29 protein-coding genes and 2 pseudogenes are annotated in these 24588 nt (G+C 68.0%); 23 read left to right on the forward strand and 8 right to left on the reverse strand.

Translation table 11 applies throughout. The features are described from left to right. Positions 1–239 precede the first annotated feature (239 nt). The gene (locus ACFXJ8_RS22350; RefSeq protein WP_379645853.1) at positions 240–1700 is read left to right on the forward strand and encodes a hypothetical protein; all 1461 of its coding nucleotides are present in this window, start codon (positions 240–242) and stop codon (positions 1698–1700) included. 35 nt (positions 1701–1735) lie between these two features. Here the strand turns inward: ACFXJ8_RS22350 and ACFXJ8_RS22355 are convergent, their stop codons facing one another. Further along, a complete protein-coding gene (locus ACFXJ8_RS22355) occupies positions 1736–2347 on the reverse strand; it encodes a hypothetical protein (protein WP_379645854.1) in 612 nt (203 codons plus the stop codon). A 309-nt stretch (positions 2348–2656) separates the two neighbouring features. Here ACFXJ8_RS22355 and ACFXJ8_RS22360 point away from each other — a divergent pair, with 309 nt between their 5' ends. Further along, positions 2657–2818, forward strand: a complete 162-nt coding sequence (locus ACFXJ8_RS22360) for a BRCT domain-containing protein (RefSeq protein ID WP_379645946.1) — start codon at positions 2657–2659, stop codon at positions 2816–2818. 4 nt (positions 2819–2822) lie between these two features. On the opposite strand, the gene ACFXJ8_RS22365 is transcribed toward ACFXJ8_RS22360, so the two are convergent. Next, a complete protein-coding gene (locus ACFXJ8_RS22365; protein ID WP_379645855.1) occupies positions 2823–3071 on the reverse strand; it encodes an SCO4226 family nickel-binding protein in 249 nt (82 codons plus the stop codon). Positions 3072–3596: 525 nt separating this feature from the next. Here ACFXJ8_RS22365 and ACFXJ8_RS22370 point away from each other — a divergent pair. From ACFXJ8_RS22370 to ACFXJ8_RS22425, 12 genes and pseudogenes are all read left to right on the forward strand, one after another. Then, on the forward strand, positions 3597–4130 hold the full coding sequence (locus ACFXJ8_RS22370; RefSeq protein WP_379645856.1) for a hypothetical protein: 534 nt from the start codon (positions 3597–3599) through the stop codon (positions 4128–4130). A gap of 187 nt (positions 4131–4317) precedes the next feature. Then, entirely contained in the window at positions 4318–5274 is a 957-nt protein-coding gene (locus ACFXJ8_RS22375) for a TIGR03619 family F420-dependent LLM class oxidoreductase (RefSeq protein ID WP_379645857.1), read from the forward strand. 232 nt (positions 5275–5506) lie between these two features. Continuing rightward, positions 5507–6016 carry a hypothetical protein gene (locus ACFXJ8_RS22380; protein ID WP_379645858.1) on the forward strand — a complete coding sequence of 170 codons (510 nt, stop codon included), beginning with the start codon at positions 5507–5509 and terminating at the stop codon, positions 6014–6016. Next, positions 6013–7242, forward strand: coding sequence for an SRPBCC family protein (locus ACFXJ8_RS22385; RefSeq protein WP_379645859.1), 1230 nt, complete (start codon positions 6013–6015; stop codon positions 7240–7242). Before ACFXJ8_RS22380 ends, ACFXJ8_RS22385 begins: the two co-directional genes overlap by 4 nt. A gap of 29 nt (positions 7243–7271) precedes the next feature. Beyond that, positions 7272–7472, forward strand: a pseudogene (gene gvpJ / locus ACFXJ8_RS22390) (gas vesicle protein GvpJ); the annotation flags it as partial. A gap of 229 nt (positions 7473–7701) precedes the next feature. Further along, positions 7702–8481: a GvpL/GvpF family gas vesicle protein gene (locus ACFXJ8_RS22395; protein ID WP_379645860.1), complete on the forward strand. Its 780-nt coding sequence runs from the start codon at positions 7702–7704 to the stop codon at positions 8479–8481. Then, positions 8481–8753 carry a gas vesicle protein GvpG gene (locus tag ACFXJ8_RS22400; protein WP_379645861.1) on the forward strand — a complete coding sequence of 91 codons (273 nt, stop codon included), beginning with the start codon at positions 8481–8483 and terminating at the stop codon, positions 8751–8753. The genes ACFXJ8_RS22395 and ACFXJ8_RS22400 overlap by 1 nt, the downstream gene beginning before the upstream one ends. A 4-nt stretch (positions 8754–8757) precedes the next feature. After that, the gene (gene gvpO, locus ACFXJ8_RS22405) at positions 8758–9081 is read left to right on the forward strand and encodes a gas vesicle protein GvpO (protein WP_379645862.1); all 324 of its coding nucleotides are present in this window, start codon (positions 8758–8760) and stop codon (positions 9079–9081) included. A 4-nt stretch (positions 9082–9085) separates the two neighbouring features. Next, positions 9086–9442, forward strand: a complete 357-nt coding sequence (gene gvpJ / locus ACFXJ8_RS22410) for a gas vesicle protein GvpJ (RefSeq protein WP_379645863.1) — start codon at positions 9086–9088, stop codon at positions 9440–9442. After that, complete coding sequence (locus ACFXJ8_RS22415) at positions 9432–10220, forward strand: GvpL/GvpF family gas vesicle protein (RefSeq protein ID WP_379645864.1); 789 nt, start codon at positions 9432–9434, stop codon at positions 10218–10220. Before gvpJ (ACFXJ8_RS22410) ends, ACFXJ8_RS22415 begins: the two co-directional genes overlap by 11 nt. Further along, positions 10210–10440: a gas vesicle protein gene (locus ACFXJ8_RS22420; RefSeq protein WP_379645865.1), complete on the forward strand. Its 231-nt coding sequence runs from the start codon at positions 10210–10212 to the stop codon at positions 10438–10440. The genes ACFXJ8_RS22415 and ACFXJ8_RS22420 overlap by 11 nt, the downstream gene beginning before the upstream one ends. A 7-nt stretch (positions 10441–10447) precedes the next feature. Continuing rightward, entirely contained in the window at positions 10448–10756 is a 309-nt protein-coding gene (locus ACFXJ8_RS22425; RefSeq protein WP_379645866.1) for a gas vesicle protein K, read from the forward strand. Positions 10757–10793: 37 nt separating this feature from the next. Here ACFXJ8_RS22425 and ACFXJ8_RS22430 read toward each other — a convergent pair whose 3' ends face one another. Beyond that, positions 10794–11363: a TetR/AcrR family transcriptional regulator gene (locus ACFXJ8_RS22430; protein WP_379645867.1), complete on the reverse strand. Its 570-nt coding sequence runs from the start codon at positions 11361–11363 to the stop codon at positions 10794–10796. Positions 11364–11420: 57 nt separating this feature from the next. Between ACFXJ8_RS22430 and ACFXJ8_RS22435 the strand changes: the two genes are divergently transcribed. Then, complete coding sequence (locus ACFXJ8_RS22435; RefSeq protein WP_379645868.1) at positions 11421–12347, forward strand: ATP-binding cassette domain-containing protein; 927 nt, start codon at positions 11421–11423, stop codon at positions 12345–12347. Beyond that, positions 12344–13126 (forward strand): ABC transporter permease, encoded by a 783-nt coding sequence (locus tag ACFXJ8_RS22440; RefSeq protein ID WP_379645869.1) that lies wholly within the window; start codon positions 12344–12346, stop codon positions 13124–13126. Before ACFXJ8_RS22435 ends, ACFXJ8_RS22440 begins: the two co-directional genes overlap by 4 nt. A 45-nt stretch (positions 13127–13171) precedes the next feature. Here ACFXJ8_RS22440 and ACFXJ8_RS22445 read toward each other — a convergent pair whose 3' ends face one another. Together ACFXJ8_RS22445 and ACFXJ8_RS22450 are read right to left on the reverse strand one after the other, a co-directional pair. After that, on the reverse strand, positions 13172–14515 hold the full coding sequence (locus ACFXJ8_RS22445; protein WP_379645870.1) for an APC family permease: 1344 nt from the start codon (positions 14513–14515) through the stop codon (positions 13172–13174). A gap of 213 nt (positions 14516–14728) precedes the next feature. Continuing rightward, the gene (locus tag ACFXJ8_RS22450; protein ID WP_379645871.1) at positions 14729–15616 is read right to left on the reverse strand and encodes a helix-turn-helix domain-containing protein; all 888 of its coding nucleotides are present in this window, start codon (positions 15614–15616) and stop codon (positions 14729–14731) included. A gap of 105 nt (positions 15617–15721) precedes the next feature. On the opposite strand from ACFXJ8_RS22450, the gene ACFXJ8_RS22455 reads away from it, so the two are divergent. After that, positions 15722–16546 (forward strand): phytanoyl-CoA dioxygenase family protein, encoded by an 825-nt coding sequence (locus tag ACFXJ8_RS22455; protein ID WP_379645872.1) that lies wholly within the window; start codon positions 15722–15724, stop codon positions 16544–16546. Here the strand turns inward: ACFXJ8_RS22455 and ACFXJ8_RS22460 are convergent. Continuing rightward, positions 16486–16854 carry an ROK family protein gene (locus tag ACFXJ8_RS22460; protein ID WP_379645873.1) on the reverse strand — a complete coding sequence of 123 codons (369 nt, stop codon included), beginning with the start codon at positions 16852–16854 and terminating at the stop codon, positions 16486–16488. The genes ACFXJ8_RS22455 and ACFXJ8_RS22460 overlap by 61 nt on opposite strands. Before the next feature lie 334 nt (positions 16855–17188). Between ACFXJ8_RS22460 and ACFXJ8_RS22465 the strand changes: the two genes are divergently transcribed. The 5 genes from ACFXJ8_RS22465 to ACFXJ8_RS22485 are packed head-to-tail and all read left to right on the forward strand — an operon-like array spanning position 17189 to position 21946. After that, positions 17189–18502, forward strand: coding sequence for a glycoside hydrolase family 36 protein (locus ACFXJ8_RS22465; protein WP_379645874.1), 1314 nt, complete (start codon positions 17189–17191; stop codon positions 18500–18502). Positions 18503–18537: 35 nt separating this feature from the next. After that, the gene (locus ACFXJ8_RS22470; protein WP_379645875.1) at positions 18538–19404 is read left to right on the forward strand and encodes a carbohydrate ABC transporter permease; all 867 of its coding nucleotides are present in this window, start codon (positions 18538–18540) and stop codon (positions 19402–19404) included. Positions 19405–19410: 6 nt separating this feature from the next. Further along, entirely contained in the window at positions 19411–20217 is an 807-nt protein-coding gene (locus ACFXJ8_RS22475) for a carbohydrate ABC transporter permease (protein ID WP_379645876.1), read from the forward strand. A 10-nt stretch (positions 20218–20227) separates the two neighbouring features. Beyond that, positions 20228–21544: an ABC transporter substrate-binding protein gene (locus ACFXJ8_RS22480; protein ID WP_379645877.1), complete on the forward strand. Its 1317-nt coding sequence runs from the start codon at positions 20228–20230 to the stop codon at positions 21542–21544. Between the two features lie 51 nt (positions 21545–21595). Next, positions 21596–21946 carry a hypothetical protein gene (locus tag ACFXJ8_RS22485; protein ID WP_379645878.1) on the forward strand — a complete coding sequence of 117 codons (351 nt, stop codon included), beginning with the start codon at positions 21596–21598 and terminating at the stop codon, positions 21944–21946. Here the strand turns inward: ACFXJ8_RS22485 and add are convergent. Together add and ACFXJ8_RS22495 are read right to left on the reverse strand one after the other, a co-directional pair. Beyond that, complete coding sequence (gene add, locus ACFXJ8_RS22490) at positions 21915–22856, reverse strand: adenosine deaminase (protein WP_379645879.1); 942 nt, start codon at positions 22854–22856, stop codon at positions 21915–21917. The two genes, ACFXJ8_RS22485 and add, sit on opposite strands and share 32 nt — an antisense overlap. Positions 22857–22924: 68 nt before the next feature. Continuing rightward, a pseudogene (locus tag ACFXJ8_RS22495) lies at positions 22925–23839 on the reverse strand (RNA polymerase sigma factor); the annotation flags it as partial. 127 nt (positions 23840–23966) lie between these two features. On the opposite strand from ACFXJ8_RS22495, the gene ACFXJ8_RS22500 reads away from it, so the two are divergent. After that, positions 23967–24587, forward strand: a complete 621-nt coding sequence (locus ACFXJ8_RS22500; protein WP_379645880.1) for a TetR/AcrR family transcriptional regulator — start codon at positions 23967–23969, stop codon at positions 24585–24587. Position 24588 lies beyond the last annotated feature (1 nt).

The following is a 24588-nucleotide window of genomic DNA, read 5'->3' on the forward strand; positions in this document are numbered from 1 at the left end:
GATCGCCGCACCTCCTCCACCTCCGATGCGGCCACCGCGGTCCCTCGGAGACCTGGCCCATGCTTCGGCCGAGGAGATCGCGCAGATCTCGGCCGGTCACTTCGCCAGGACGAGCCAGCATCGCCGGATGTCCCGGAACGGCATGCACGATTTCCTCGACCAGCTCGCGACTCATCCTGGCCAGACCTGGCAGGAGCGTTGGGAGGCCTCTGGACATGATGAGGGCAGGTCCGTGGCCGATGGCCGGTGATGACCGTGTTCGACGCAACGCCTTGAACCTCGCGGCAGGTCATGCCTTCGCTATGCGGCTGATCCGGCCGTCCCTGTTGGGATTTCGCGTCAACCGGTTCTTCGCCTACGCGCCATGGTTCCGCCGCGTCGCTCAAGATCCCCTGCTGGAGGAGTTCTGCCGAAGGGCTGATCAACTGCCCGTCTCGTCCGGCCGCCGTTCCCGGGCCAAGTTCGACCTGTGCTGCGCCCTGACCATCTTCGGGATCGATCTGGATGGGCTGACCCCCGAGGCGTTCCTGCACTACGCCACCGAGTCGCGCACCCACGGCCTGGCCGATGGACGCTCCGGAAGCTTCGCTGGCGTGCTGGCCTGGCCTATCCTGCATGAGATCGGACAGTTCCCGGCTTCCACCCCGAAGACATTGCGCGCTGCTGTGACCCGCGGGCAGCTGCCGGTGGAGGAGATCGTCGACCGCTACGCGCTGCGCAACCAGGACGTTCGCGATCTGCTGGTCGACTATCTTCGCCGACGCGCAGCCGAACTCGACTACGCCAGCCTGCGAGGCGTGGCCAACCTGCTGGGGCGACTGTTTTGGAAGACGATCGAGGACATCAACCCCGACCAGGCCGACCTGCGTCTGTCGGAGGAGGTCTTCACGCTCTGGAAGGAACGAATCGCTAGCCTCCCGAACGGCCAAGCACGCCTCGACATCGACAGCCCGCTGCTGGCGGTCCGGGCGCTCTACCTAGACCTGCACACCTGGGCCGTCGCCGAGCCGGAGCGCTGGGCCCGCTGGGTGGCCCCCTGCCCGATCCGTGATGCCGACCTGCGCTGGTCGCACCACCGCCGACGCCGACTGCAGGAGCGGGTGGCGCACCGGACCCGGGATCGTCAACCGCTGCTGCCGATCCTGTCCCAGCACGTCACCGACAAATGGCATCGGTTGCGCAAGCTGCTGGAAGAGGCGCGGCGAGTGGGACTTGGCGAGGAGTTCATCGTCGGCGGTGTCACCTGGCAGCGCCTGTCGACCCGAGACCAGCGCCACAACCGGCCGCCGATCCATGCGCTCAATCGCGCTACCGGCGAGGTGGTCAAGCTCTCTCGCGAGGAGAATCTGGCCTTCTGGGAGTGGGCCGTCATCGAGACGTTGCGGCTGGCGGGCCTGCGGGCCGAGGAGCTGACCGAGCTCAGTCATCTGAGCCTGCGCCAATATCAGCGCCCCAACAGGGAAGTGGTAGCCCTGCTTGTCGTCAGTCCGTCCAAGAGTGATCGCGAGCGCGTCGTCCCGATGTCGGCCGAGCTGTTCCATGTCTTTGCCCAGGTCATCAGGCGCCATCGTGACGAGCACGGCACCGTTCCCGTCTGCGCTCGCTACGACCTGCACGAGAAAGTCTGGAGCGAGGAACTGCCCTACCTGTTCCAGACGGTCCACAGCGGTTCGCCGCGGGCCATCCCGGTCAGTCGATGAGGTTCACTGTGAGGATCCCGTGCCCGTCTGCTTGATCAGGTCTGGATCCTGTCCAACGAGTTGTCGATGTGATCCAGAAGGGCGTTGACGGATGCGCTGTCGTATCCCGGCGACCACTCGCGATTAACCGAGTACGCTTTCAATCTGAGATCGATGATGTCCACCAAGGACACGGGGGGCCTTTTCCCTTCCAGGCCCCCGATGACCTGGCTGAGGAAGTCGTCGACGTACGACCGGGGGTATGGCGACCGCGGCACGGTCGGGAGCCTGGTCTCGCGGATCTCCCGTATCAGTTGTTCCGGTGGCACCCGCGGTAGCGCCGCCCGAGCGGCGGCGGCGCGTCGTTGTCGCGCCTTGGCCCACGACGAGGATGGGTCGCGCAGGCCGCGTGTAGCGAGCTCGCCGGTCAAGACCCCCGCTCCGCCCAGGGCGAGGACCAGGCCGATCCGCAGCGTCCAGAAGGCCACGGCGGCGGCGTTCGCCTGCCTTTCCTCATAGCTGGAAGGCCCTGACCTGCTGCTGGAGCACCAGTCGTCGCGGTTCATCCGGTCAAAGCCGCACCTGGGCTGCTCGGCGTCCCCCGACGTCAGCAGCCAGATCCCCAGCACGACCACCCCGATACCCAGCATCACCCAGCCCCACTTCATGGCCCCTTCGTGACGCCCGGGATGATATTTGGCCACATCCGCCTCCTGAACGGTTGGGTCTGATGATCGAATTATCCTCCTACGTATGCCACCCTGGTCTGTATTCTCTGGCGGTCGTTACTGTCTGTGGTGGTTGCCGGGTGCACGAGTCTTTTGAGTGCAGTTCATCGTTCACGACAATCCGGTAGGCCGTTCGTCGCGGAACTACATCGCTCACGTTGATCTGGATCGGTTTGGGCTTGCCGACCAGATGCGCAAGAAACGCCTCAGCCACCATCACGCCACCGCCGCCCGCTTGGTGCAGAGAAGATCGAGCGAGCCGGAGGAAGGGCCTCCTCCAGCGTGTCGGCGAAGACGTCGATGCTGGTGGCAGGCGAGAAGGCGGGCTCGAAGCGAGCCAAGGCCGAGAGCTTGGGCGTCAGGATCGCGAGCCCGGACGAGTTCGCCGCCCTGGTCGGGGAGTTCCTCTGAGGGGTCAGACGGTCAGCGGCACCTCGTGGATCTCGTCGGCGGGGTGCCCTGCCCGCTGGTGGATGCGCATGACGGCCTCCGCGTCAGGAGCCTCCGACAGGCAGTAGACCACGCCATCTGTCGGGTCGGCCCACGCGTGCTCGAAGGCCACTCCCTCCTCGGCCTGTATGGCGAGGTCGGCGGCGTGTGCCTCCTGAAGCTGCTGGTCGGTGATGCCCATCATGTTGTGATGGACGTCCATGAACTTCGCCATGGCTTCCTCCTCAGACGGCTGGCCTGCGGTGAACCTTTCCCAGACTAGATCGGGCGTTGAGCCTCGGTCTCCCAAGGCTTCTCCAAATAGACCCACGTAGACCCACGCCGCGCGGGCCATCCAGCTCGCCCAGACCCACCCCCCGACCCGTTCGGTTCTCTTCCCACCGAACAACCCGCGCGAGCGGACCCCCGGCTGCAAGGCGGTAGACACCCCTTCCCACCGAACCACCCCACTCGACCGGAAGAACCAGGCACGTTCTCCCCACCGGACCAACCCGCCGAGCCGAACAACCGCGCGAGCGGACCCCGGCCGCAAGGTAACGTGCGCCCCTTTCTGCCGAGCCGCATCACTCCCTCGGAAGGCGGCCTCTTTATGCTGGCTCCGCTGGCCTACACCTCGTCTGGCGGCATGACCACGGAGTATGCGCCGATGGCACAGACCGGCTGGATGAGCCGGTGGCACGGACCGGTGGGAGCGAGCGGCCCGCTTGCCTTGACGCCAGGTTGACGCCATAGTGGCGTCATGGATCTCGCGCCCTACGTCGACTACCTGCGCCAGGAGCTGGCGGCCGCCGCCGAAGTTGGTGGCGAGCAGGCCCGCGCGCTCGCCGAGCGTCTCACCGGACCGTTGGAGTCGGCGACCAGGCTCGCCCTGCTGGAGGCGCTGTCGAAGGCGGCCGACGAGATCACCCGCGACCTCGCGCCCGGCTCGGTCGACGTCCGCCTGCGCGGGCGCGACCCGGACTTCGTCGTCAGGGCGCCGTTCGACGGTTCGGAGGCGGGCTTCGACTCCGCACCGGCCGGCACGGGCACCGCCAGGACGCCCGCTCCCCCACCGCCGCAGGAGGGCGAGGAGGGCGGCACCTCGCGGATCAACTTCCGGTTGCCGGAACACCTCAAGTCCAGGGTGGAGGAGGCGGCGAGCAGGGAGAGCCTGTCGGTGAACGCCTGGCTCGTCAGGGCCGTCGCCGCCACCCTCGAACCCGACGAGAGCCGTCGCGGCGGCCACCGCGGGACCACCTCGTCGACACGGCGCTACACCGGCTGGGTCCGCTGACCTGCCCGCCTACCATGGGTTTCCACGTCAGCATCGCTGCCCACCCGGTCAGCACCCGCGAGCCCCCTTCGAGAAGCCCCGCGAGCACCCCGCCGCTCGACCATCGGTGACGGTGATCGCGCGGATTGTCTTGACGCCAGTATCAGGGTTCTGCGGATTGCCTTGACGTCAGTGTCAGGGTTCTAACGTGGCCGAGTCCTCCGGCTCGAGCACCGACACGCCGCCAGAGCGCGAGCCCGTCGAGCGCGAGCCCATGAAGCGCGAGCCCCTCGAAGGGATGCCGATGAAGTTCGGAATCAGCTACAGCACGCCCTACTACGGGGTGGACCCTGAGGCGATTGTGGCCTTTGCCCGTCTTGCGGAGGAGTGCGGTTTCGAGTCGCTGTACCTGCCCGAGCACATCGTGCTGTATCCAGGTGCGACCGTGGGGCCGTACGAGATGCCGCCGTCGCTGCCGTACGTCGATCCGCTCGACTGCCTGAGTTTCGTCGCCGCGGCCACGGAGCGGATCCTGCTCGGCACTGGTGTGCTGCTGCTGCCGTACCATCACCCGGTGATCCTGGCCAAGCGTCTGGCCACCATCGACGTGCTGTCCAAGGGCAGGATGCGGCTGCTGACCGCAGGGCTGGGCGCGCTGCCGGGCGAGGCGCGGGCGATGGGGGTCGACTTCGCCACCCGCGGTCGCCGCGCCGACGAGGCGATCGACGTCCTGCGGTTGCTCTGGGCCGGCGGCGAGGAGGGCGTCAGCTTCGCCGGGGAGTTCTTCTCCTTCGACAACCTGTGCAGTTTCCCCAAGCCGCACGAGGCCACGCGACTGCCGATCCACATCGGGGGATCGAGCCGGGCGGCCGCGCGCCGGGCCGGCAGGCGCGGCGACGGCTTCTTCCCCGGCGGCGCGCTCGACGCGAACGAGCGGGCCGTGCAGTGGGAGCTGGTCCGGTCGAGCGCCGCAGAGGCGGGCCGCGACCCGGAGGCGCTGGAGTACACCCGCTTCGGGTCGATCGACATGCCCGTCGAACGGGTCGAGGAACTCTCGGCGCAGGGGGTGACCCGCATCGTCGTGAATGCCGCCGCCACCGAACCGGACCAGCAACGAGAGGAGCTGTCGGCGTTCACCGAGCGATTCGGCCTGCTCATGAAATAGCAGCCGGTACGGCGGCGCACAGGCTGCTTTCGACCCTCCCTTGGCACACAAGCCGACCAGCGAGAACGTCAAGTTTGTCCCTCTTTTCTAACTAGTGGGGTGCTTGTCGGGTTTTGCGGGAAGAGGTGGACCGGCTTAGGGAGGCGGAGGCCTCCCGCAGCGGATCGCAGCTCTGGTTCACACCAGGGGCGGCGGTCGAGCTGGAAGCAGGGAAGGGCAAGGAGCGGTCATCATGAACGACCGAACGCGGATAGCGATGGCAGTCGTAGCCGGGTACTACCTCGGCCGGCGTCACAAGTTGCGCCTGGCAGCCGCGCTAGCCGCCGCTGGGCTGGCCAGCCGCATGAAGCGGGGCGAGGGCGGCCTGCTGCAGCAGGGCACCAAGCTGCTCGGTTCGTCCCCGGAGCTGCAGCAGCTGACCAGCCGCCTGCGCGGCGAGCTGGTGGAGGTCGGGAAGGCCGCCGCGGTGGCCGCGACGAGCAGGCAGGTCGACATGCTGACCTCGCGGCTCCACGACCGCGCCGAGGCGTTGCGCAAGCCCGGCGGCGCCGGGAAGGCAGACGAGGCCGAGCCCGACGAGACCGAAGAGTACGACGAGTACGACGAGTACGACGAGGAGGAAGAGCCCGAGGAGGAGCCCAAGCCCAAGCCCAAGCCCAAGCCGGCGACCAAGTCGGCGCCGAAGGCACGGCGTGAACGTCCCGCCCGACCGGCCGCCAGGACACCGAGGTCGGTGCGATGAACGCGGCCAAGGCCTCTGTTGCGGAGACGGCGAAGGCCTCTCCCGTGGGGACGATCCTGAAGGAACTGCCGACCGACAAGCTCACCCAGGAGCTGCAGAACCTGCTCCTGGCGCTCGCCGAGCGCGCGTTGCAATCGGTGACCGGCAAGGTCGAGGGGATGGCCGGCCGGTTGACCGATTTCGCGGAAGGCGGCGGGTCCAGCCTGCTCGGCGCCATCACCGGGTCGAAGCCGTCGGGCGGCGGAGAATCCGGTGGTCTGGGGCAGAACATGGCGACGGGGGCGGTCAAGGGGGCCGTCAAGGGGGCGCTCAAGGGGCTGCTCGGTGGCCTGACCAAGAGCGGCAAGCTGAAGCTGACCAACATCGTCGAAACGGTCGACATCGGCGCTCCGCTTCGGGTCGTCTACAACCAGTGGACCATGCTCGAGGACTTCCCGAACTTCATGAAGAAGGTCGAGAGCGTCAAGCAGGAGTCCGAAGAGACGAGCACGTGGAAGGCGCAGGTCTTCTGGTCGCATCGCAACTGGAAGTCGACGGTCGTCAAGCAGGTTCCGGACGAGCGGATCATCTGGCGCTCCGAGGGGGACAAGGGGCACGTCAACGGCGCGGTGACCTTCCACGCCCTCGCCCCGGACCTCACCCGCGTGCTGCTCGTCATGGAGTACCACCCGCAGGGGCTGTTCGAGCGGGTCGGCAACCTCTGGCGCGCGCAGGGACGGCGGGCGCGCCTCGAGCTCAAGCACTTCGCTCGCCACGTCATGACCCAGACGATGCTGCACCCCGACAAGATGAGCGAGAACGGCTGGCGGGGTGAGATCCACGAGTCTCAGGTCGTCAAGGACCACGAGACGGCCCTGCGGGAGGAGCAGGAGGCCGCCGAGGAGGAGCGTCCGGAGGAAGAGGCGGAGCTGGAGCCTGAGGAAGAAGAGGCGGAGCTGGAGCCTGAGGAAGAAGAGGCGGAGCTGGAGCCGGAAGAGGCCGAGGAAGAGGAAGGCGAAGAAGAAGAGGAGGAAGAGGAGGAAGAGGGCGAAGAAGAGGAGCCCGAGGCAGAGGAGGAGGCAGAGGAAGAAGAAGAGGAAGAGGAACCAGCTCCTGAACCCGTCGTCGCACGGGAGAGGCCGAAGAAGGCGGGCGTCGAGCGTCCGGTACGCCGCCGCGCGGCCGACGAAGCAGCCAAGCCTTCCCGGCCGGCTCGCAGCAGGACAGGCTCGAGCCGTACGCGGTGAAAGCAACGACCACCAAGGAGAGTCACGGTATGACGGTGCAGCCCGCGACAGGCGGAGGAAACGGCCGCCCATCCGGTACGAGCCTGGCGGACGTCATCGACTCGATCCTCGACAAAGGGCTCGTCATCGACGCGTACGTCAGCGTCTCACTGATCGGCATCGAAATCCTGAGCATCGACGCGCGCATCGTCGTGGCCAGCGTGGACACCTACCTTCGCTTCGCCGAGGCGACGAACCGGCTGGACCTGACGAAGACCAGGAAGCCGGGCGTTCCGGAGATGCTGGAGGGCGTGACGCAGGGCCAGGCGCCGGACGAGGCCGAGCAGATCGAGCAGGTCGAGCAACTCGGTGGCACCCGGGGCTCGCTGGAGGCCGCCGGTGAGAAATTGGGTGACTTCGACTTCGAGGACGAGCCCGAGAAGGCGCGCCCCCGCAAGGCAAAGCGAGAGGAGGGCTGACATGGCCGAGACCCCTCCCGAGGAGCAGCGGGTCGGATGCTACGTCTACGGCATCGTGCCCGCGGAGGTCGAGGTCGACGACGGCGCCGAGGGGGTGGGCGACCCACCGGCGAGGGTACGGCCGCTGCGGCACGGCAACCTCGCCGCCCTGGTGAGCGACATCGCACTCGACCGCCCGCTCGGCACGCCCCAGGACCTGCTCGCGCACGAGCAACTGCTCGACGCGACCGCGGCGGAGGTGCCGGTGCTTCCGATCCGTTTCGGCGCCGTGATGACGACCCACGACGCGGTGGTCGAGGAGTTTCTGTCCCCGTACCACGACGAGTTCGTCGCCGCCCTCGCCGAACTGGAAGGCCGCGCCCAGTACGTGGTCAAGGGGCGCTACGTGGAGGAGATGGTGCTCACGGAGGTCCTCGACGAGAACCCCGAGGCCGCGCGGCTGCTGGAGGAGATCCGCGAGCTGCCCGAGGACGCCTCGCGCAACCAGCGGATCCAGCTCGGCGAGCTGATCAGCGAGTCGATCACGGCCAAGCGGGATGCCGACACCGAAACGCTGCTCAAAGGCGTCGAACAGGTCAGCATCATGTCCACCGTCCGCCAGCCGTCGCATGAGCAGGACGCCGTGCACGTGGCCCTTCTCGTGGAGACCGGCCGGCAGGGCGAGCTGGAGCGGGTCCTGGAGGAGTTCGGGAACCGATGGGCCGAGCGGATCACGCTGCGCCTGCTCGGTCCGATGGCTCCGTACGACTTCGTCGTCTCGCAGGGCCAGGGTGATGGGTGATGGGTCTGTTTTCCTCCGTCTTCGGCCTGCCGCTCTTGCCGCTCAAGGGGCTGATCCGGCTCGCGGAGGTGCTGCGGGACGAGGCCGACCGCCAGCTCCACGACCCTGCGGAGGCCAGGCGTGAGCTGGAGGAGATCGAGGCGGCGCAGGCGGAGGGCCGGCTCTCCGAGGAGGAGGCGGCCGAGGCCATGAGCCTGGTCCTCCAACGGCTGACCGGCCAGGCCGCCACGCAGCAGGACACGGGTCTGCCGAAGGACACGGAAAGGAGGTGACCCCGTGCCTGCCAAGCGCAGGGTCGCACGTCCCGACGACGACCGGGAGGAAAGACCTGCCGAGCTGACGGCCACGACCGCGAGCCAGGCAGGTCTGCGCCACATCGTGGACCTGACGGCGCGAGAGGCGGAGAGCGTCACGCTGGTGGAACCGGTCGAGGATGGGTGGGTGGTGGAGGTCGAGGTCATCGAGGACCGCCGCATCCCTTCGTCCGGCGACATCCTGGCGCTCTACGAGGCCGACCTCGACACCGAGGGCAACCTTCTGTCCTACCGGAGGAAGGGACGCTACCGGCGAGGCACCGGCGACATGCCTCGCGAGAGGTGATGACATGACGGAAGCCTCACGATTCGTGCCCGCCGTACGCCAGACCTCTTCACCCGCAATGGGCGGACGGGAGCCCGCCAACCTCGGCGACATCCTGGAGAGGGTGCTCGACAGAGGCGTGGTGATCGCGGGAGACATCAAGGTGAACCTGCTGGACATCGAGCTCCTCACGATCAAGCTCCGCCTGGTGATCGCCTCGGTCGACACGGCCAGGGAGATGGGCATCGACTGGTGGGAGCACGACCCGTGGCTCACGGGCGACAACCGCGGGCTGCTGGAGGAGAACCGCAGGCTCCGCGAGCGGCTGACCGCGCTGGAGGAGCGGCAGTCCCTGGAGGCCGGGACATCGGATGATGAATGAGTACGGGACCTATCTCTACGCGGTCGCGCGCGACACCGGCCATGCCTGCCCCGAAGGCCTGCTCGGCGTCGCCGGCACCCCGGTACGGGCCATCCCGCAGGCCGGACTTGTCGCGTATGTGAGCACCGTCCCGCTGGACAGGTTCGGCGCCGAGCCCCTGCGAGAGTCGATGGAGGACCTCGACTGGCTGAGTGAGACCGCACGGGCCCATCATCACGTCGTGGAGGCGGTCGCCGAGGACCAGCCGGCCGTGCCGGTCCGGCTCGTCACCGTCTACAGCGGGGACGAGCAGATCAGGGAACTGCTGAGCCGGCGGCACGACGACTTCGCGGAGGTGCTCACCCGCATCGCCGGTCGGCAGGAATGGGGCGTGAAGGCCTATGTCGACCTGGCGGCGGCCGTCGCCGAAGAGCAGGCGGTGGAGGCGGGCGGTCCAGGAGCGGCCTACCTCAGGCGGCGCCAGGCGAGCCTTCACGGCCGCGAGGAGGCCTGGCGCCAGGCCGCCGCGTTCGCGGAACGCATCCACGACGCCCTCTCAACCGTCGCCATCGCCAGCCGGAGGCACCGGGCCCAGGACCCGCAGCTGTCGGGCCGCACCGAGCTGATGATCCTCAACGGCGCCTACCTCGTCGAGCGCGACCGCGGCGAGGAGTTCGCCCGCCTGGTCGACGAGCAGCGCGGGCAGGGCGCCGACGTCGAGCTCACCGGGCCATGGGTGCCCTACTCCTTCACCGACCTCGCCGATCCGGCGGAACCGGAGGTGCTCGGTGACGGTTGACCAACCCCGGGGAGCGGCGCTGGCCAGGGAGGGGCGTCTGCCGCCCGAACGGGTGGCGCTGGTCGACCTCCTGGACCGGTTGCTGGCGGGCGGCGTGGTCGTCAGCGGCGATCTGGTCCTGTCCATCGCCGACATCGACCTCGTACGGATCTCCGTACGCGCGTTGATCATGTCGGTGCGGGAATGCGACTCAACGCAGGACCACAGCATCCGGAGGTGAGCACACGATGGAGACCGAGACCGGCAGGCCGGCACGCACGAGCAGGCTGCGCATCGAGACCGATGCCGAGGCCATGGAGCGCGACCTGTCACGCCTGGTGCTCACTCTCGTCGAGCTCGTCAGGCAGTTGGTGGAGCGCCAGTGCGTGCGGCGGATGGAGCAGGGAGACCTGTCGGACGAGCAGATCGAGGTGCTCGGCCTGACGCTGATGCGGCTGGAGGAGGCGATGACGGAGCTGTGCGAGCGGTTCGGGCTGACTCCGGCCGACCTCAACCTCGACCTCGGACCCCTCGGAACGCTGCTACCCGAGGACTGACGGACGCTGCCCACGGTCCGCTGAGCGCGTCGGCCCTTCAGGTCACCACCCCGTTCTCGAAGGTACGGATCACCGTGGCGGTGATGCCGTGGCGCGGCAGTTCCCCCTTCTCGGCCGCCTCCCATCCGGAGTAGGTCAGCGCCCAGATCACGCTCTGGATCCACTCCGGCGTGGACTTGGGATCGAAGACGCCCTCCTGCTGGCCGCGCTTGATCAGGTCGAGCGTCGTCGGCACCGTCATGTCGGGCTCGAAGCAGTCGGTGAACTCCTCCAGCACGCGCGGGTCGCCGAACAGGAACGTCAGCCGGTCGCCGACCTCGACCATGGCCGCCAGCAGGCGCCGCATCGCCTCCAACGCGGGCCCCTGGTCGATCGCGGCCGCACGGACGGAGTCCTCCACCGCGCGGAAGGAGTCGACGATCGCCGCCTCCATCAGCTCGTTCCTGTCGGCGAAGTAGCGGTGCAGCGTGCTGCGCCCGACCTGCGCGGCCGCGGCGATGTCGGCCAGCGTGGCCTTGCGGTCGCGGGCGAGTGTGGCGGCGGCCGCCGCCAGGATCGCGCGGCGCGTGCGACTACGGGTCCCGGACTCTGGCGTCGAACTACCCACTCCCAAACTCTAACATGGGCGTTTGACTTTGGGACATTGACGTCTCATTCTGAAGCAATGAACTCCTATTCACTGGTCGCTGAAGGGCTGTGCAAGCGCTTCGGCGGCAGCCTCGCACTCGACGGGTTCGACCTCGCCGTGCGGGAAGGGACGGTCTGCGGACTGCTCGGTCCCAACGGGGCGGGCAAGACCACCGCCGTGCGCATCATGGCCACGCTGCTGCGAGCCGACGGGGGCCGGGCCACGGTCGCCGGTCTCGACGTGGCCGCCCAGCCGGCGAAGGTCCGCCAGGTCATCGGCCTGGCCTCCCAGGAACCCGCCGTCGACGAGATCCTCACCGGCAGGGAGAACCTGGTGATGTGGGGCAGGCTCTACCACCTGGACGCCAGGCAGGCCAGGCGCAGGGCCGACGAGCTGCTGGAGCAGTTCGGGCTCACCGAGGCGGCCGGCAAGCGGATCAAGCACTACTCCGGCGGGATGCGCCGCCGCCTCGACCTGGCCGCCACCTTCATCCAGGCGCCCCGCGTGCTCTTCCTCGACGAGCCGACGACGGGCCTCGACCCCCGCAACCGCAACGAGGTGTGGCAGGCCGTCCGTACCCTGGTCGCCAACGGCAGCACGGTGCTGCTGACCACCCAGTACCTGGACGAGGCCGACCAGCTCGCCGACCAGATCGCGGTGCTGCGCGACGGCAGGGTGATCGCCGACGACACCCCCGAGCGGCTCAAGTCCTCGATCGGCGGCGACCAGCTCGACCTGGTGCTGCGCGACTCGAAGGACCTGCCGGAGGCGAGCGACGTCCTGTCCGTGTTCGGCCCGCCCGTGGCCGACCCCGACACGCGCAGGCTGACCGCGCCCGTCGCCGACCGCATGCACGCTCTCGGCCAGATCATGCGCGCGCTGGAGGCCAAGGGGATCGAGGTCGAGGACGTGGCCCTGCGCCGCCCCACGCTCGACGAGGTGTTCTTGAAGGTGACGGCATGACCCACGTGTTCTCCGACGGCTGGGTGATTGCCAGGTCCTATCTGCTGCACTGGGTGCGCAACCCCACCGCCATCCTGTCCGGGCTGCTGTACCCGATCGTGATGGTGCTGCTGTTCGGCTACGTCTTCGGCAGCGCGATGGACGTCGCGGGCGCGGGCGACAACTACAGGGAGTACCTGATGCCCGGCATGTTCGGGCAGACGATGGCCGTCGGCATCACGGCCACGCTGATCATCGTCACCACCGAGGCCTCCAGGGGCGTCACCGACAGGTACCGCTCGATGCCGGTTTCGCAGACGGGCGTGGTGCTCGGCCGGGCCATCTCCGACATGGTCAGCTCGGTGCTGGAGCTGACCATCCTCATCGCCTGCGGCGTGGCGGTCGGCTGGAGCTGGCACAACGGCCCGCTCAACGCGCTGGCCGCCGTCGGACTGCTGCTGCTCCTGCGCTTCTCGCTCATCTGGGTGGGCATCTTCGCCGGGCTGAAGCTCACCCCGGAGGCGGCGGGCGCCTCGTGGATGCTCATGTTGCCGCTCACCATGGTCGCCAACACGTTCGTCTCCCCCGCGCAGATGCCGGGGTGGATGGGGCTGCTGGCCGAGTGGAACCCGCTGTCGGCCACGGTCGCCGCCTGCCGCCAACTGTTCGGCAACCAGGGGTTCGCGGGCGAGTCGTGGGCGGCGCAGCACGCGCTGCTGCTGGCCGTCGCCTGGCCCGTGGTGATCACGCTGGTGTTCCTGCCGCTGTCGGCGCGCGCCTTCAGGAGGCTGAGCCGCTGACCGCGCGGCCGTGCCGTACACGGGATGTACGGCACGGCCGCCCGCTCAGACCGTCTCGCCCTCCTCCTGCCGCTGGCGGCGGGTGAAGGCCCAGTTGACCACCCACAGCAGCAAGCCGATGCCGAGCAGGACGCCCGCCGTGACGTACACGGCGCCCGGCCGCCCGGTCAGCGGGCTGGCCAGCACGATCGCCATGACCGCGCCGATCACGGGCAGGACCGTCGGCGCCCGGTAGTGATTGTGCTCGACCTCCTCCTTGCGCAGCACCAGCACCGCGATGTTCACCACGGCGAAGACGCACAGCAGCAGGAACGCCGTGGTCTCGCCGAGCCCCGAGATCTCACCGGTGGAGATGAGGCCGATGGCCAGCGCGGTGGTGAACAGGATCCCGACGATCGGGGTACGGCGGCGCGGGTCCACCAGGCCGAGCGAGCGCGGCACGACCCGCTCGTTGGCCAGGCCGTACACCAGGCGGGAGGCCATCATCATGTTGATCAGCGCGGAGTTGGCCACCGCGAAGATCGCGATCGCGGCGAACAGCTGGGGCGGGAAGCCCAGGCCGCCCGCCTTGACCACCTCCAGCAGCGGCCCGGTCGACTTCTCCAGGACGTTGGAGTCGACCAGAAGCGAGGAGGTGAGCGCGACCAGGATGTAGACGGTGCTGGTGATGGCCACGCCCAGGAAGATCGCGCGAGGAAAGTTGCGCGAGGGGTCCTGGGTCTCCTCGGCCATGTTCACCGAGTCCTCGAACCCGACGAAGGCGAAGAACGCCAGCGCGGTGCTGCCCAGCAGGGCCAGCAGCAGCCCGCTGGAGTCTTCGGCCTTGATCTCCAGCAGGCGCGACGGCTCTCCCGCGCCCGTCGCGACCGCGTAGACGCCGATCAGGATGATGATGAGCAGGCCGGTCAGCTCGATCAGGGTGAAGACGATGTTGGTCTTGACCGACTCTGACACGCCCCGGTAGTTCAGCGCCGCGACGGCCACGATGAAGATGATCCCGACCACGATCGAGGGCAGGGTGACGAACTCCTGCAGGTACCGGCCGCCGATGGCGCGGGCCGCGGCGCTGGCCGAGGTGAGGCCCGAGCACATGACCGCGAAGGCCACCATGAACGTGAGGAACGGCTTCTTGAAGGCCAGTTGCGTGTAGAGGGCGGCGCCCGCCGCCCTCGGGTACTTGGTGACGAGTTCGACGTAGGACATGGCCGTGAACAGCGCGATCACGAAGCCGATGAGGAACGGGATCCACAGCGCTCCGCCGACCCTGCCCGCGACCGAGCCGGTGAGGGCGTAGACGCCTGTGCCGAGGATGTCACCGACGATGAATAAGATCAGCAGCTTTGGTCCGATGGCGCGCTTCAGCGACACCTGTGTGGGGGGCGTTGTCATGGTGGATGCCGTGCCCAACTTTGTTGATGTTGACACTCCCCATTGACTTCTCCCCGCCATGAATGACAGGGATTCTCCCGCCTCGCCCCGGCTACGCGGTGCGCAGGAAACTGCTTGAGATGACGGACCTGGATCTTGGGCAGGTGGCGGTGGCGGCGGGCCTCATCAGCCCCTTCCACTTCAGCCGGCACTACGGACTTCCTCCCAGGGAGTTCAGGGCCAGGCTTCCGCACCCTGAAAGATCTTCGAGGCGCCTGCCCGGGACTCCTGTGGATCAGGAGGTCTGAACTCGCCCGCAGGGGTGCCGTCACGCCGGTAGTCCGTCGGGGTCTGGTGAAGGGAGCCGGTGAAGGCGCGGTAGAAGGAAGAGCGGGTCTGGAAGCCGCTGGCGTGGGCCACCCTGTCGATGCCCCAGTCGGTGACCAGCAGCAGCCTGCACGCGTGGGCGACGCGCAACCTGGTCACGTACTGCCACACCGACATGCCCAGCGCCTGTTTGAAGGCCAGCGCCGCGTAGGTCGGGTGGACCGAGGCGGCGCGGGCGATCTCCTCCACCGTCAGCCGTTCGGTGTAGCGGCGGGCGACGACGGCCAGGATGCGCTCGGCTGACCTGGCCTGCGCGGCGCCGGCGCCCGTCGCGGAGGGAAGGCCGCCGCCGCCCAGCCGGGCCAGGCGGGCGTGCATTTCGAGCAGGCAGATCTCGGCGGTCTGGGGGGCGGGTTCGTGGCGTAGCTCCTGGTCCCAGCGGTGCATGAGAAAGCGGTCTGGGGCGGCTTCGGCGGCTGTGCCGTACAGGAACTCGCCGGTCAGCATGCGGTCCACCGCGCCGAGTAGCGGCTCGTGGCCGATGACGGCACTCAGGGGGACGGTGGCCCAGAGGAAGTCGACGCCCTCGGCGGTGAGCAGGCGGTGCGGGTAGCCGCCCCAGAAGACGGCGAGGCGCCCCGGCGGCAGGTCCACGGTGCCGTCGATGGTCGCGTAGGTGGCGGTGCCGGACAGGACGAGGTTGAACTCCAGCTCGGGGTGGATGTGGGCGCGCTGCATGGGGCCTGAGGTGACATGGAACGCCTGAAGCCCGATCACCTGGACGAGGGATCGCACACCTTGAGAATATGCGACACCTCGGAGATCTCAGGCGGATGACCGGCCCGGGCTGATCGCGGCAGAGTGGCGGACAGCTCCCCACTCTCACGGAGGTTTCCTGAAATGTCTGAACTTGATGACTTCATGTTCGACCTCAACGGCTACCTGATCCTCAAGAACGCCGTCGACGCGGACCTGCTCGCGCGGCTCAACGAGGAGTTCGACGCCTTCCCGCGCGACCTCGGGCGCGGTGAGTGGTACCGGGGCGGCCAGCGCCGCGACTACACCCCGGAGACAGGGTTCGAGCTGCACCAGGCGGTCGCCGCGGGCCGTCCCTTCGAGGAGCTGATCGACCACCCGAGTTGGTTCGAGCTGGTCAAGCACTACGCGGGGGAGGAGGACAGCTACATTCCCGGCGTCTTCGTCGACGAGACGATCGCCTCCATCCGCGAGTCGGGCGGCCACCACCCCGTGCACTCGGGCGGCTACCGCACCGCGCTGCGCTGCGGCTACCGCTACGACCACGGCGTCTTCCGGTGCGGGCAGGTCAACATCATCCTCGCGCTCACCGACATCGGCGAGGGCGACGGCGCGACGATGGTGGTGCCGGGCTCGCACAAGTCGAACTTCAAGCATCCGCTGGGCGGCGACTACGCCAAGGGCGATCGCATGGACGCTCTGCCCGGCGCGATCCCCGTCTACCTGGAGAAGGGCGACGCGCTGCTCTTCGTGGACGGACTCATGCACGGCGGCTCCACCCGCACCAACCCCGGGGAGCGCCGCGTGCTCATCTACCGCTATGGCCCGGTCTGGGCGGGCAGCCGCTACGGCTACGTCTACGACGACGCCTGGCTCAAGGAGCTGACCGAGCAGCGCCGCAACGTGCTCTACCCCGTTCCGCGCGTCAAGGTCGGCGGTCCCTGCCCCGCGGAGCCAGGCGACAGGTGAATCGACGGCGGGATCAGCGGCCCCGCGCCGGTGGCGAAGAGCTGCCTGTTGAGGTGGTCGACGGCGTGGTCGATCGCGCCGACACCACGCACCACGTCGTTCGAGCCGCGAGCCACGCCGCGCCTGCTCTCGGCCAGGGCGACGAGCCTGCTGTCGTTCTCGATCAGCACCTCGCAGGGGAACATCTCGCGCAGCCGTTCCGCCAGGTCGACGCCGGTCCACGAGGGGATCGCCGCGGAGTAGGTGATGTGGCCCACGGGTGTGACGATGCCCGTGGTGCCGACGGCCACCGTCCAGAGGTCGGCCACGGTCTTGGATGTTGTGTGCTCCTATGTCGACGCCGACCAGGACGCCGCTGTCGGTGCGGAACCGGTAGCGGCGGGCCGGCTGGGTGACGGTGACGGACCTGCTCCGCGCAGGGCTCTGATCGTCGATAGCGAGCTGAGTTGCCGCAGCCGCGACAGGTCTCCACCGCCGACATAGGTAGGTCTCCTCTTTAACTCGACTCTACGGCTCGATCACAGATCTTTCAAAAGTGATCAATTAACGCTGTTTTGCGGCGAAATTCGGCATTGCCGGTCATTAGGAGCCGTGCTACTAATGAACCACTCCTTCGTAACTGAGCGAAAGCGAGATAGTCTGATGCCGTTCGCTGATGTTGGCGAGCTCACCGGCGCCCCCCGTCAGGCGTTGATCTTCGAGCATGGATGGCAGTCGTGGAGCCCCACCGGGGCCTATCACTTGGACGAGTCGCCGCCGAGAGCCGCCAGCGAGACGATCCAGACCCTTTGCTATCGGCCTGAGACACCTGTCCCCTCAGGGGTGTTCCAGGGCGAGGGACTGATCGCGATCGATCCCGGCGACGGCGCGCCCGTCTCTGTCTGGTCGGCGCCGAGCCCGCTTGAGATCCCCTCCATCCGCGTCCGCGAGGAGGGGGGACGCCTGGTGGTCTCCGCCGACGGCCCCGTGCGGCACTGGCAGGCCGAAGGCGGCCTCGACGCCGCCCTGCGCGGCTGGGCGGACACCATGGCCGAGGGATACGCCCCCGAGCGTTTCCCCGCCGTCCCCCCGATGTGGTGCTCCTGGTACGGCTACTGGGGCAAGGTCACCGACGCCGACATCGTGGAGAACCTCCGCCTGGCCGCGCGGCACGGCATCGACGCCGACATGTTCCTCATCGACGACGGCTACGAGGCCGAGATCGGCGACTGGCTGGAGCTGCGCCCCGAGTTCGGCTCTCTCGAACGCGCGGTCGGCACGGTCAGGGAGATGGGCAAGCGGGGCGGCATCTGGCTGGCCCCCTTCCTGGTCGGTCACCGCAGCCGGATCTTCCGCGAGCACCCCGACTGGCTGGTGGGCGGCGCGTACGCGGGCACGATGTGGGACCAGGATCTGGCCGTCCTCGACGTCACCCACCCCGACGCCGCCGCGCACCTGGTCAACGTCTTCGAGAGCCTGTCACGCATGGGCCTGACCCATTTCAAGCTCGACTACGTCTACGCGGGAGCGCTGGCGGGCCGCCGCCACCAGGACGTCGAGCCGATCATCGCCTACCGCATGGGCCTTGAGCTGATCAGGCAGGGCGTGGGCCCCGAGGCGACCATCCACGGCTGCGGCGCTCCGATGCTGCCCAGCCTCGGCCTGGTCGACATCATGCGGGTCAGCCCCGATATCGCGCCGACGCTCCTGCCCAGGGCGGGCGACATCAGCCAGCCCTCACAGCTCGGCGCCAGGCTGACGGGCGCGGCCAGGGAGTTCCTGCACGCGCGCTGGTGGGTCAACGACCCCGACTGCCTCATGGCCCGCCCCGAGATGGAGGCCCGCGAGGAGTGGGCCGCGCACATCGACGCCACGGGCGGCCTGCGCGGTTCGAGCGACCCGATCGCCGCGCTTGACGAATGGGGCTTGGCGACCACCAGACGGCTGATGGTCCCGACCAGGACGGATCCGTCGTGACGGTCGCCACGGCGGGTCGCCGTGGCGGACGACCGATGCGTGACTGGTACGCCTACCTGTTCATCGGGCCCAGCCTGTTCGGCGTCGTCGCCTTCCTCGTGCTCCCTGTCGTCATTGTCTTCGCGCTCAGCTTCTTCGACTGGGAGCTGTTGTCCGACCCGACGTTCGTCGGGCTGGACAACTACCGCCGCCTGGCAGCGGACGGCACCGTGTGGAGCTCGTTATGGGTGACGGTCCTCTACGTGCTGCTGTGCATCCCGTTGCAGACGGTCCTGGCCCTGGTTCTGGCCATGGTGGTGAACCAGAAGGTCAAGGGAGTGAAGTTCTTCCGCGCCCTGTTCGTGATCCCGTGGATGGCCACCCCGATGGTGCTCGGCCTGATCTGGAGCTGGATCTTCGACCCCAAGGACGGCGCGATCAACCAGGTGCTCGACCTGTTCGGCATCACCGGGCCCGCCTGGCTGTCGGAGTCGTCCCTGGCGCTGCCCGCGGTCGCCCTGGTGAGCGTGTGGCAGCACACCGGCTACAACATGCTGTTCTTCCTGGCGGGACTGCAGGGCATCCCGAAGGAGCTCTACGACGCGGCCTCCTGCGACGGGGCGACGCCACGCCAGCGCTTCTTCAGGGTGACGCTGCCGCTGCTCAACCCCACGATGTTCTTCGTCACGGTGACCAACATGATCGGCGCTTTTCAGGCGTTCGACACGATCTACTCGATGACCGCGGGCGGTCCGAGCGAGTCCACCGCGGTGATCAACTACAAGATCTTCCACACCGCGTTCAGGGAGTTCGACTTCGGCTACGCCGCGACGCTGTCGATCGTGCTGTTCCTCGTCATCCTCCTGGTGACGACGGTGCAGATCAGGTTCTTCAGCAAGCGCACCACCTACGACATGAGCTGAGGAGCCATGAAGCGATTTCTGCTCTACGCCACGCTCGTCGTCGGCTCGGTGATCTCCGTCTTCCCCTACCTGCTCGTGGTGCTGACCGCGTTCAAATCCCAGACGCAACTGCACACCACCGAGCCGTGGCTGCCGGGAAGCCCGCCGACCACGGAGAACCTGAGCACCCTGCTCGGCGGGGAATTTCCCAGCTACATCCTGAACACCCTGCTCATGACGGCCGCGCTGACGATCGGCCAGCTGGTGTTCACCACGTTCGCGGCCTACGCCTTCGCCAGGCTCCGCTTCAGGGGCAGGGACGTGCTGTTCTGGCTGTTCGTGGCCACGATGATGGTGCCTGTCGCGGTCACGGTGATCCCGCTCTTCCTCATCATGCGGGAGCTCGGCCTGATCAACACCTGGGGCGGGCTGCTCGCGCCGTACATCCTGGGCACGCCGTACGGGATCTTCCTGATGCGGCAGTTCTTCCGCGGGCTGCCCGCGGGACTGGAGGAGGCCGCGCGCATCGACGGCGCGGGCCCGATGACGATCCTGGTGCGGGTGCTCCTGCCGCTGTGCAAGCCCGCGCTCGGGACGCTGGCGATCATCACGGTGATCTCCTCGTGGAACAGCTTCCTCTGGCCGCTGATCATCACCAGCGGCGACGAATCGAAGGTCATCACGGTCGCGCTGGCCGCGCTCAAGGTTGGGATCGGCGTCGACTACACGAAGATCATGTCGGGTGGACTCATCGCGCTCGTGCCGATGGTTTTGATCTTCATCTTCTTCCAGCGATACATCGTCCGGTCGGTCGTCCTGACCGGTTTGAAGTGAAAGGCGCACGATGACTTCCCCCCGTATTCGCTTCGCCGCCGCGGCACTCGCCCTGTTGTCACTCACCGCCTGTGGTTCGAGCGGGGACAAGAGCGAGGGCGGCAACGTGACGCTCACCTATCGCATCTGGGACGAGCAGCAGAAGGTCGGCCTGGACAAGGTCATGGCCGCCTTCGAGAAGGCCAACCCGACCATCAAGGTCAAGATCGAGGTCATGCCCTGGGAGGAGTACTGGACCAAGCTGACCGCCGACGCGGTGGCCGGCAGCGCTCCCGACGTGTTCTGGATGCAGGTCACCTACTTCCCCGAGTTCGTCACCAAGGGCGTGCTGGCCGACCTGAGCCCGCTCGGGCTCGACGGCGCCAAGTACCACCCCAACGTCGTGGCCTCGAACACCTACAACGGCAAGCTGTACGGCGCGCCGAAGGACTGGGGCATGCCCGGCATCCTCTACAACAAGGACCTGTTCAAGAAGGCGGGCCTGGAGATGCCCGACAAGCTCACCTGGGCCCCTGACGGGTCGGGCACGCTGGTCGAACTGGCCAGGAAGCTCACCGTGGACGAGGCGGGCAAGCACCCCGACGAGGCGGGCTTCAACGCCGACAAGATCAAGACCTACGGCTTCTCCTCCACCAACCACTCCCAGACCCAGTGGATGAACTGGATCGAGTCCAACGGCGGCAAGCTGATCGACAAGCCGTTCGGCAAATACACCTTCAACGACGACGCCTCGGCCCAGGCCGTGCAGTTCGGCGTCGACCTGATCTCCAAGTACCACGTCTCGCCGCCCGCCACCCAGACCAACCCGCCCACGGGCAAGGCGGCGGACATGTTCAAGGCGGGCCAGGTTGCCATGTACCCGGCCAACAACGCGCTGCTGCCCTTCGTGGCGCCCGAGGCCGACTTCGAGATCGGCGTCGCGATGATGCCCGAGGGCCCCAAGGGCCGCTCGGCCAACATCAACGGTCTCGGCGACGCGGTCTATGCCAAGAGCAAGCACCCCGACGAGGCGATGAAGCTGGTCAAGTACCTCGCCTCGGAGGAGGCCCAGAAGTCGATGGCCGACCAGGGCTACAGCTTCCCGGGGCTCATCGGTGACGACCTGGCCCAGGGCTACGTCGACTTCTGGAAGAACACCAAGAAGATCGATGTCTCCCCGTACCTGGAGGAGTCGAAGGGCACCACGTTCAACATGCCGATCGTGACCGGCTGGACGGGCTTCGAGCCGAAGCTGGTGTCGATCTTCAACGAGGTCTACCTCGGCAAGATCACCGCGAAGCAGGGCGTGGAGCAGGCCGTCACCGAGGGCAACGCGACCATCAAGTAGGAGAACCCCATCGCGTTCACCCGGCGTTCACTCATCGTCGGCGGCGCGAGCGTGGGCCTCGCCGCCGCACTGGGGACCACCCCGGTGCGGCGGCTCTTCTACCGCCTCCGCGTCGGCACCGAGATCTCGCCCGTCGGCAGGGCCATCACCGCCCCGGCGAGAGGCGGCCGCGCTGACGGCAGGCCGATCGTCCGTGGGCCGGCGTTCACCACGACCGAGGAGATGCTGACCCTGGTCGGCGCGGGCAAGGGCACCTATCCCGTACCCGCCCAGGCCGCCCAGTTCTACGCGCGACCCGATGTGGCCTACGTCCCGATCCATGATGCGCCGTCCTTCGAATGGGCCCTGGTCTGGCGCAATACCGGCGAGGTCATCCCGCTGGTGCGGCGAGCCACGCGCTGATGCCCTCCAGCAGCTCAGCCTTCATCTCCGCGGGGGCGAACGACGCGGTGACCGAGGCCGCGGCCAGCTCGGCGAGGGTCTCGTCGCTGTCACGGGCGTCGGCGTACTCCTTCAGCAGCGAGGTCTCGCCGTCGGTGTTGAGGGTGACGACCAGGCCCTCCCGTCTGAGGCGGGGCAGTGGGTGCTCGGCGCGCGACGGCACGATGCCGAGCAGGACGTTGGAGAACGGGCACACCTCCAGCGGCACGCGGCGCTCGCGCAGTTCGGCCACCAGGGCGGGGTCTTCGAGCACGCGGACGCCGTGGCCGATCCGCTCGGCGTGGCCCGCGTCGAGCGCCTCGCGGACGCTGTCGGGCCCCGCGGTCTCTCCCGCGTGGTGCACCAGGTGCAGCCCCGCCTGCCTGGCGACCTCCAGCACGTCGGCGAAGGGTGTCAGCGGGTAGGTCTCGTCTCCCGCGAGCCCGATGGCGACGACCTCGTCATGGGCGGTGGCCAGCTTGAGCGTCTGCCACAGGCGTTCGGCGGGACGCCGCCTGGAATGGTCGAGGATCAGCCGGCAGCTGATGCCGTGTTCGGCCTCGCCCTCCGCCAGCCCTTCGAGCACGGCCAGCAGCGGCATCTCCAGGTCGCCGAGCCGTTCGCCATGGGAAGCGGCGGTGAAGGTGACCTCGGCGTAGCGGGTGCCCTGGGCCGCCTCGTCGGCGCAGAACTCGCGGGCGATCCTGCGGAAGTGTTCGGGTGTGCGCAGGGCGCCACGCACCCGCGCGTTGTGGTCGGCGAACTGGCGGAAACCGGTGAAGACATCGGGGCGCGGCGTCTGGACCCCGAGCTCTCGCAGGGTGGCAGGGCGGACCGTGCTCTCCAGGTGAACGTGCAGGTGGGCCTTGGGCAGCCGCGCGATGTCTCTCACTGGTGTGATCCTAGGCAGGTCACGCCGTCCGTTACATCTGCTTTTTCTCCGGTACGGCAGGCAGAGGGTCAGTTGATGTAGTCGCGCAGCGCCTCGGCCCTGGAGGGGTGGCGCAGCTTCGACATCGTCTTGGCCTCGATCTGCCTGATGCGCTCCCTCGTCACGCCGTACACCTTGCCGATCTCGTCCAGCGTCATCGGCTGGCCGTCGGTCAGGCCGTACCGCATCGAGATCACCCCCGCCTCCCGCTCGGACAGGCTGTCGAGGATCTGGAGCAGCTGGGCGCGCATGAGCGTGAACGACACCTGCTCGGCCGGCGAGGGCGACTCGGAGTCCTCGATGAGGTCGCCGAGCTCGCTGTCGCCCTCCTCCCCCAGCGGGGTGTGCAGGGAGATCGGCTCGCGGGCGTAGCGCTGCACCTCCACGACCTTGTCGGGGGTCATCTCGACCTCGACGGCGATCTCCTCGGGCGTCGGCTCGCGGCCGAGGTCGGTCAGCAGCCGGCGCTGCGCCGACGACACCTTGTTGATCACCTCGACCATGTGCACCGGGATGCGGATGGTCCGCGACTGGTCGGCCATGGCCCTGGAGATGGCCTGCTTGATCCACCAGGTGGCGTAGGTGGAGAACTTGAATCCGAGCGTGTAGTCGAACTTCTCGATGGTGCGGATCAGGCCGAGGTTGCCCTCCTGGATCAGGTCGAGGAAGAGCATGCCGCGCCCGGTGTAGCGCTTGGCGATCGAGACGACGAGCCGCAGGTTGGCCTCCAGCATGCGCTGCTTGGCCAGGGCCCCGTCCTCGGCGATCCACTCGAGGTCGGCCCGCAGCTGGGCGGGCAGGTCGGGTTCGGTCTCGAGCCGTTCGCGGGCGAACAGCCCCGCCTCGATCCGCTTGGCCAGGTCGATCTCCTGCTCCGCGCTGAGCAGCGGGACCTTTCCGATCTGCTTGAGGTAGTCCTTGACGGTGTCGCGGGTTGCTACGGCCTCGTCCATCAGGGTCGCGGTCATTCGTTCCTTTCCAAACTTAGTACGGACATAAGATTAGGCTTGACTCCGGCTAGTGTCAACCTAAAATGATGTCGAACCTAAAAATTTGTGAGAGGGTGTGCCCATGAGCATCGACGCGTTGGGTTTGAGGGAACAGAAGAAGCGAGAGACCAGGCAGGCCATCTCTGACCACGCTACCCGGCTGTTCGTGGAGCGTGGGTTCGAGAGGACCACGATTTCCGACATCGCCGCGGCCTCCAGGGTCGCCAAGATGACGGTGACGAACTACTTCCCCCGCAAGGAGGACATGGCGCTCGACCACCACGAGGAGTTCGTGGCCTCGCTGGCCGAGACGGTCAGGCAGCGTGCGGCCGGCGAGTCCGCGCTGGCGGCCCTGCGGCACGCCTTCCTGTCGGCGGTGGAGCGGCGCGACCCGGTGATCGGGTTCGCGCCCGAGCCGTTCGCCCGCATGATCGCCGACAGCCCCACGCTGGTCGCCCGCCTGCGCGACCTGCACGAGCAGCGGGAGGAGGCGCTGGCGGCCGAACTGGGCGGCGACCTGCGGGCCAGGGCCGCCGCGGGGATGCTGGCCGGTGTCCACCGGGTGCTGTTCGCCGAGCTGATGCGGCGCACGCTGGAGCGCGAGGACGCCGACGCCGACGCCGCCGCCATGCGGGAGGCGGCGACGACGGCGTTCGACCTACTGGAACCGTCGCTCGGCGGTTACGCCGTGCGCGAGGCGTAGC

Source organism: Nonomuraea sp. NPDC059194, from assembly GCF_042754765.1.
GTDB lineage: Bacteria > Actinomycetota > Actinomycetes > Streptosporangiales > Streptosporangiaceae > Nonomuraea.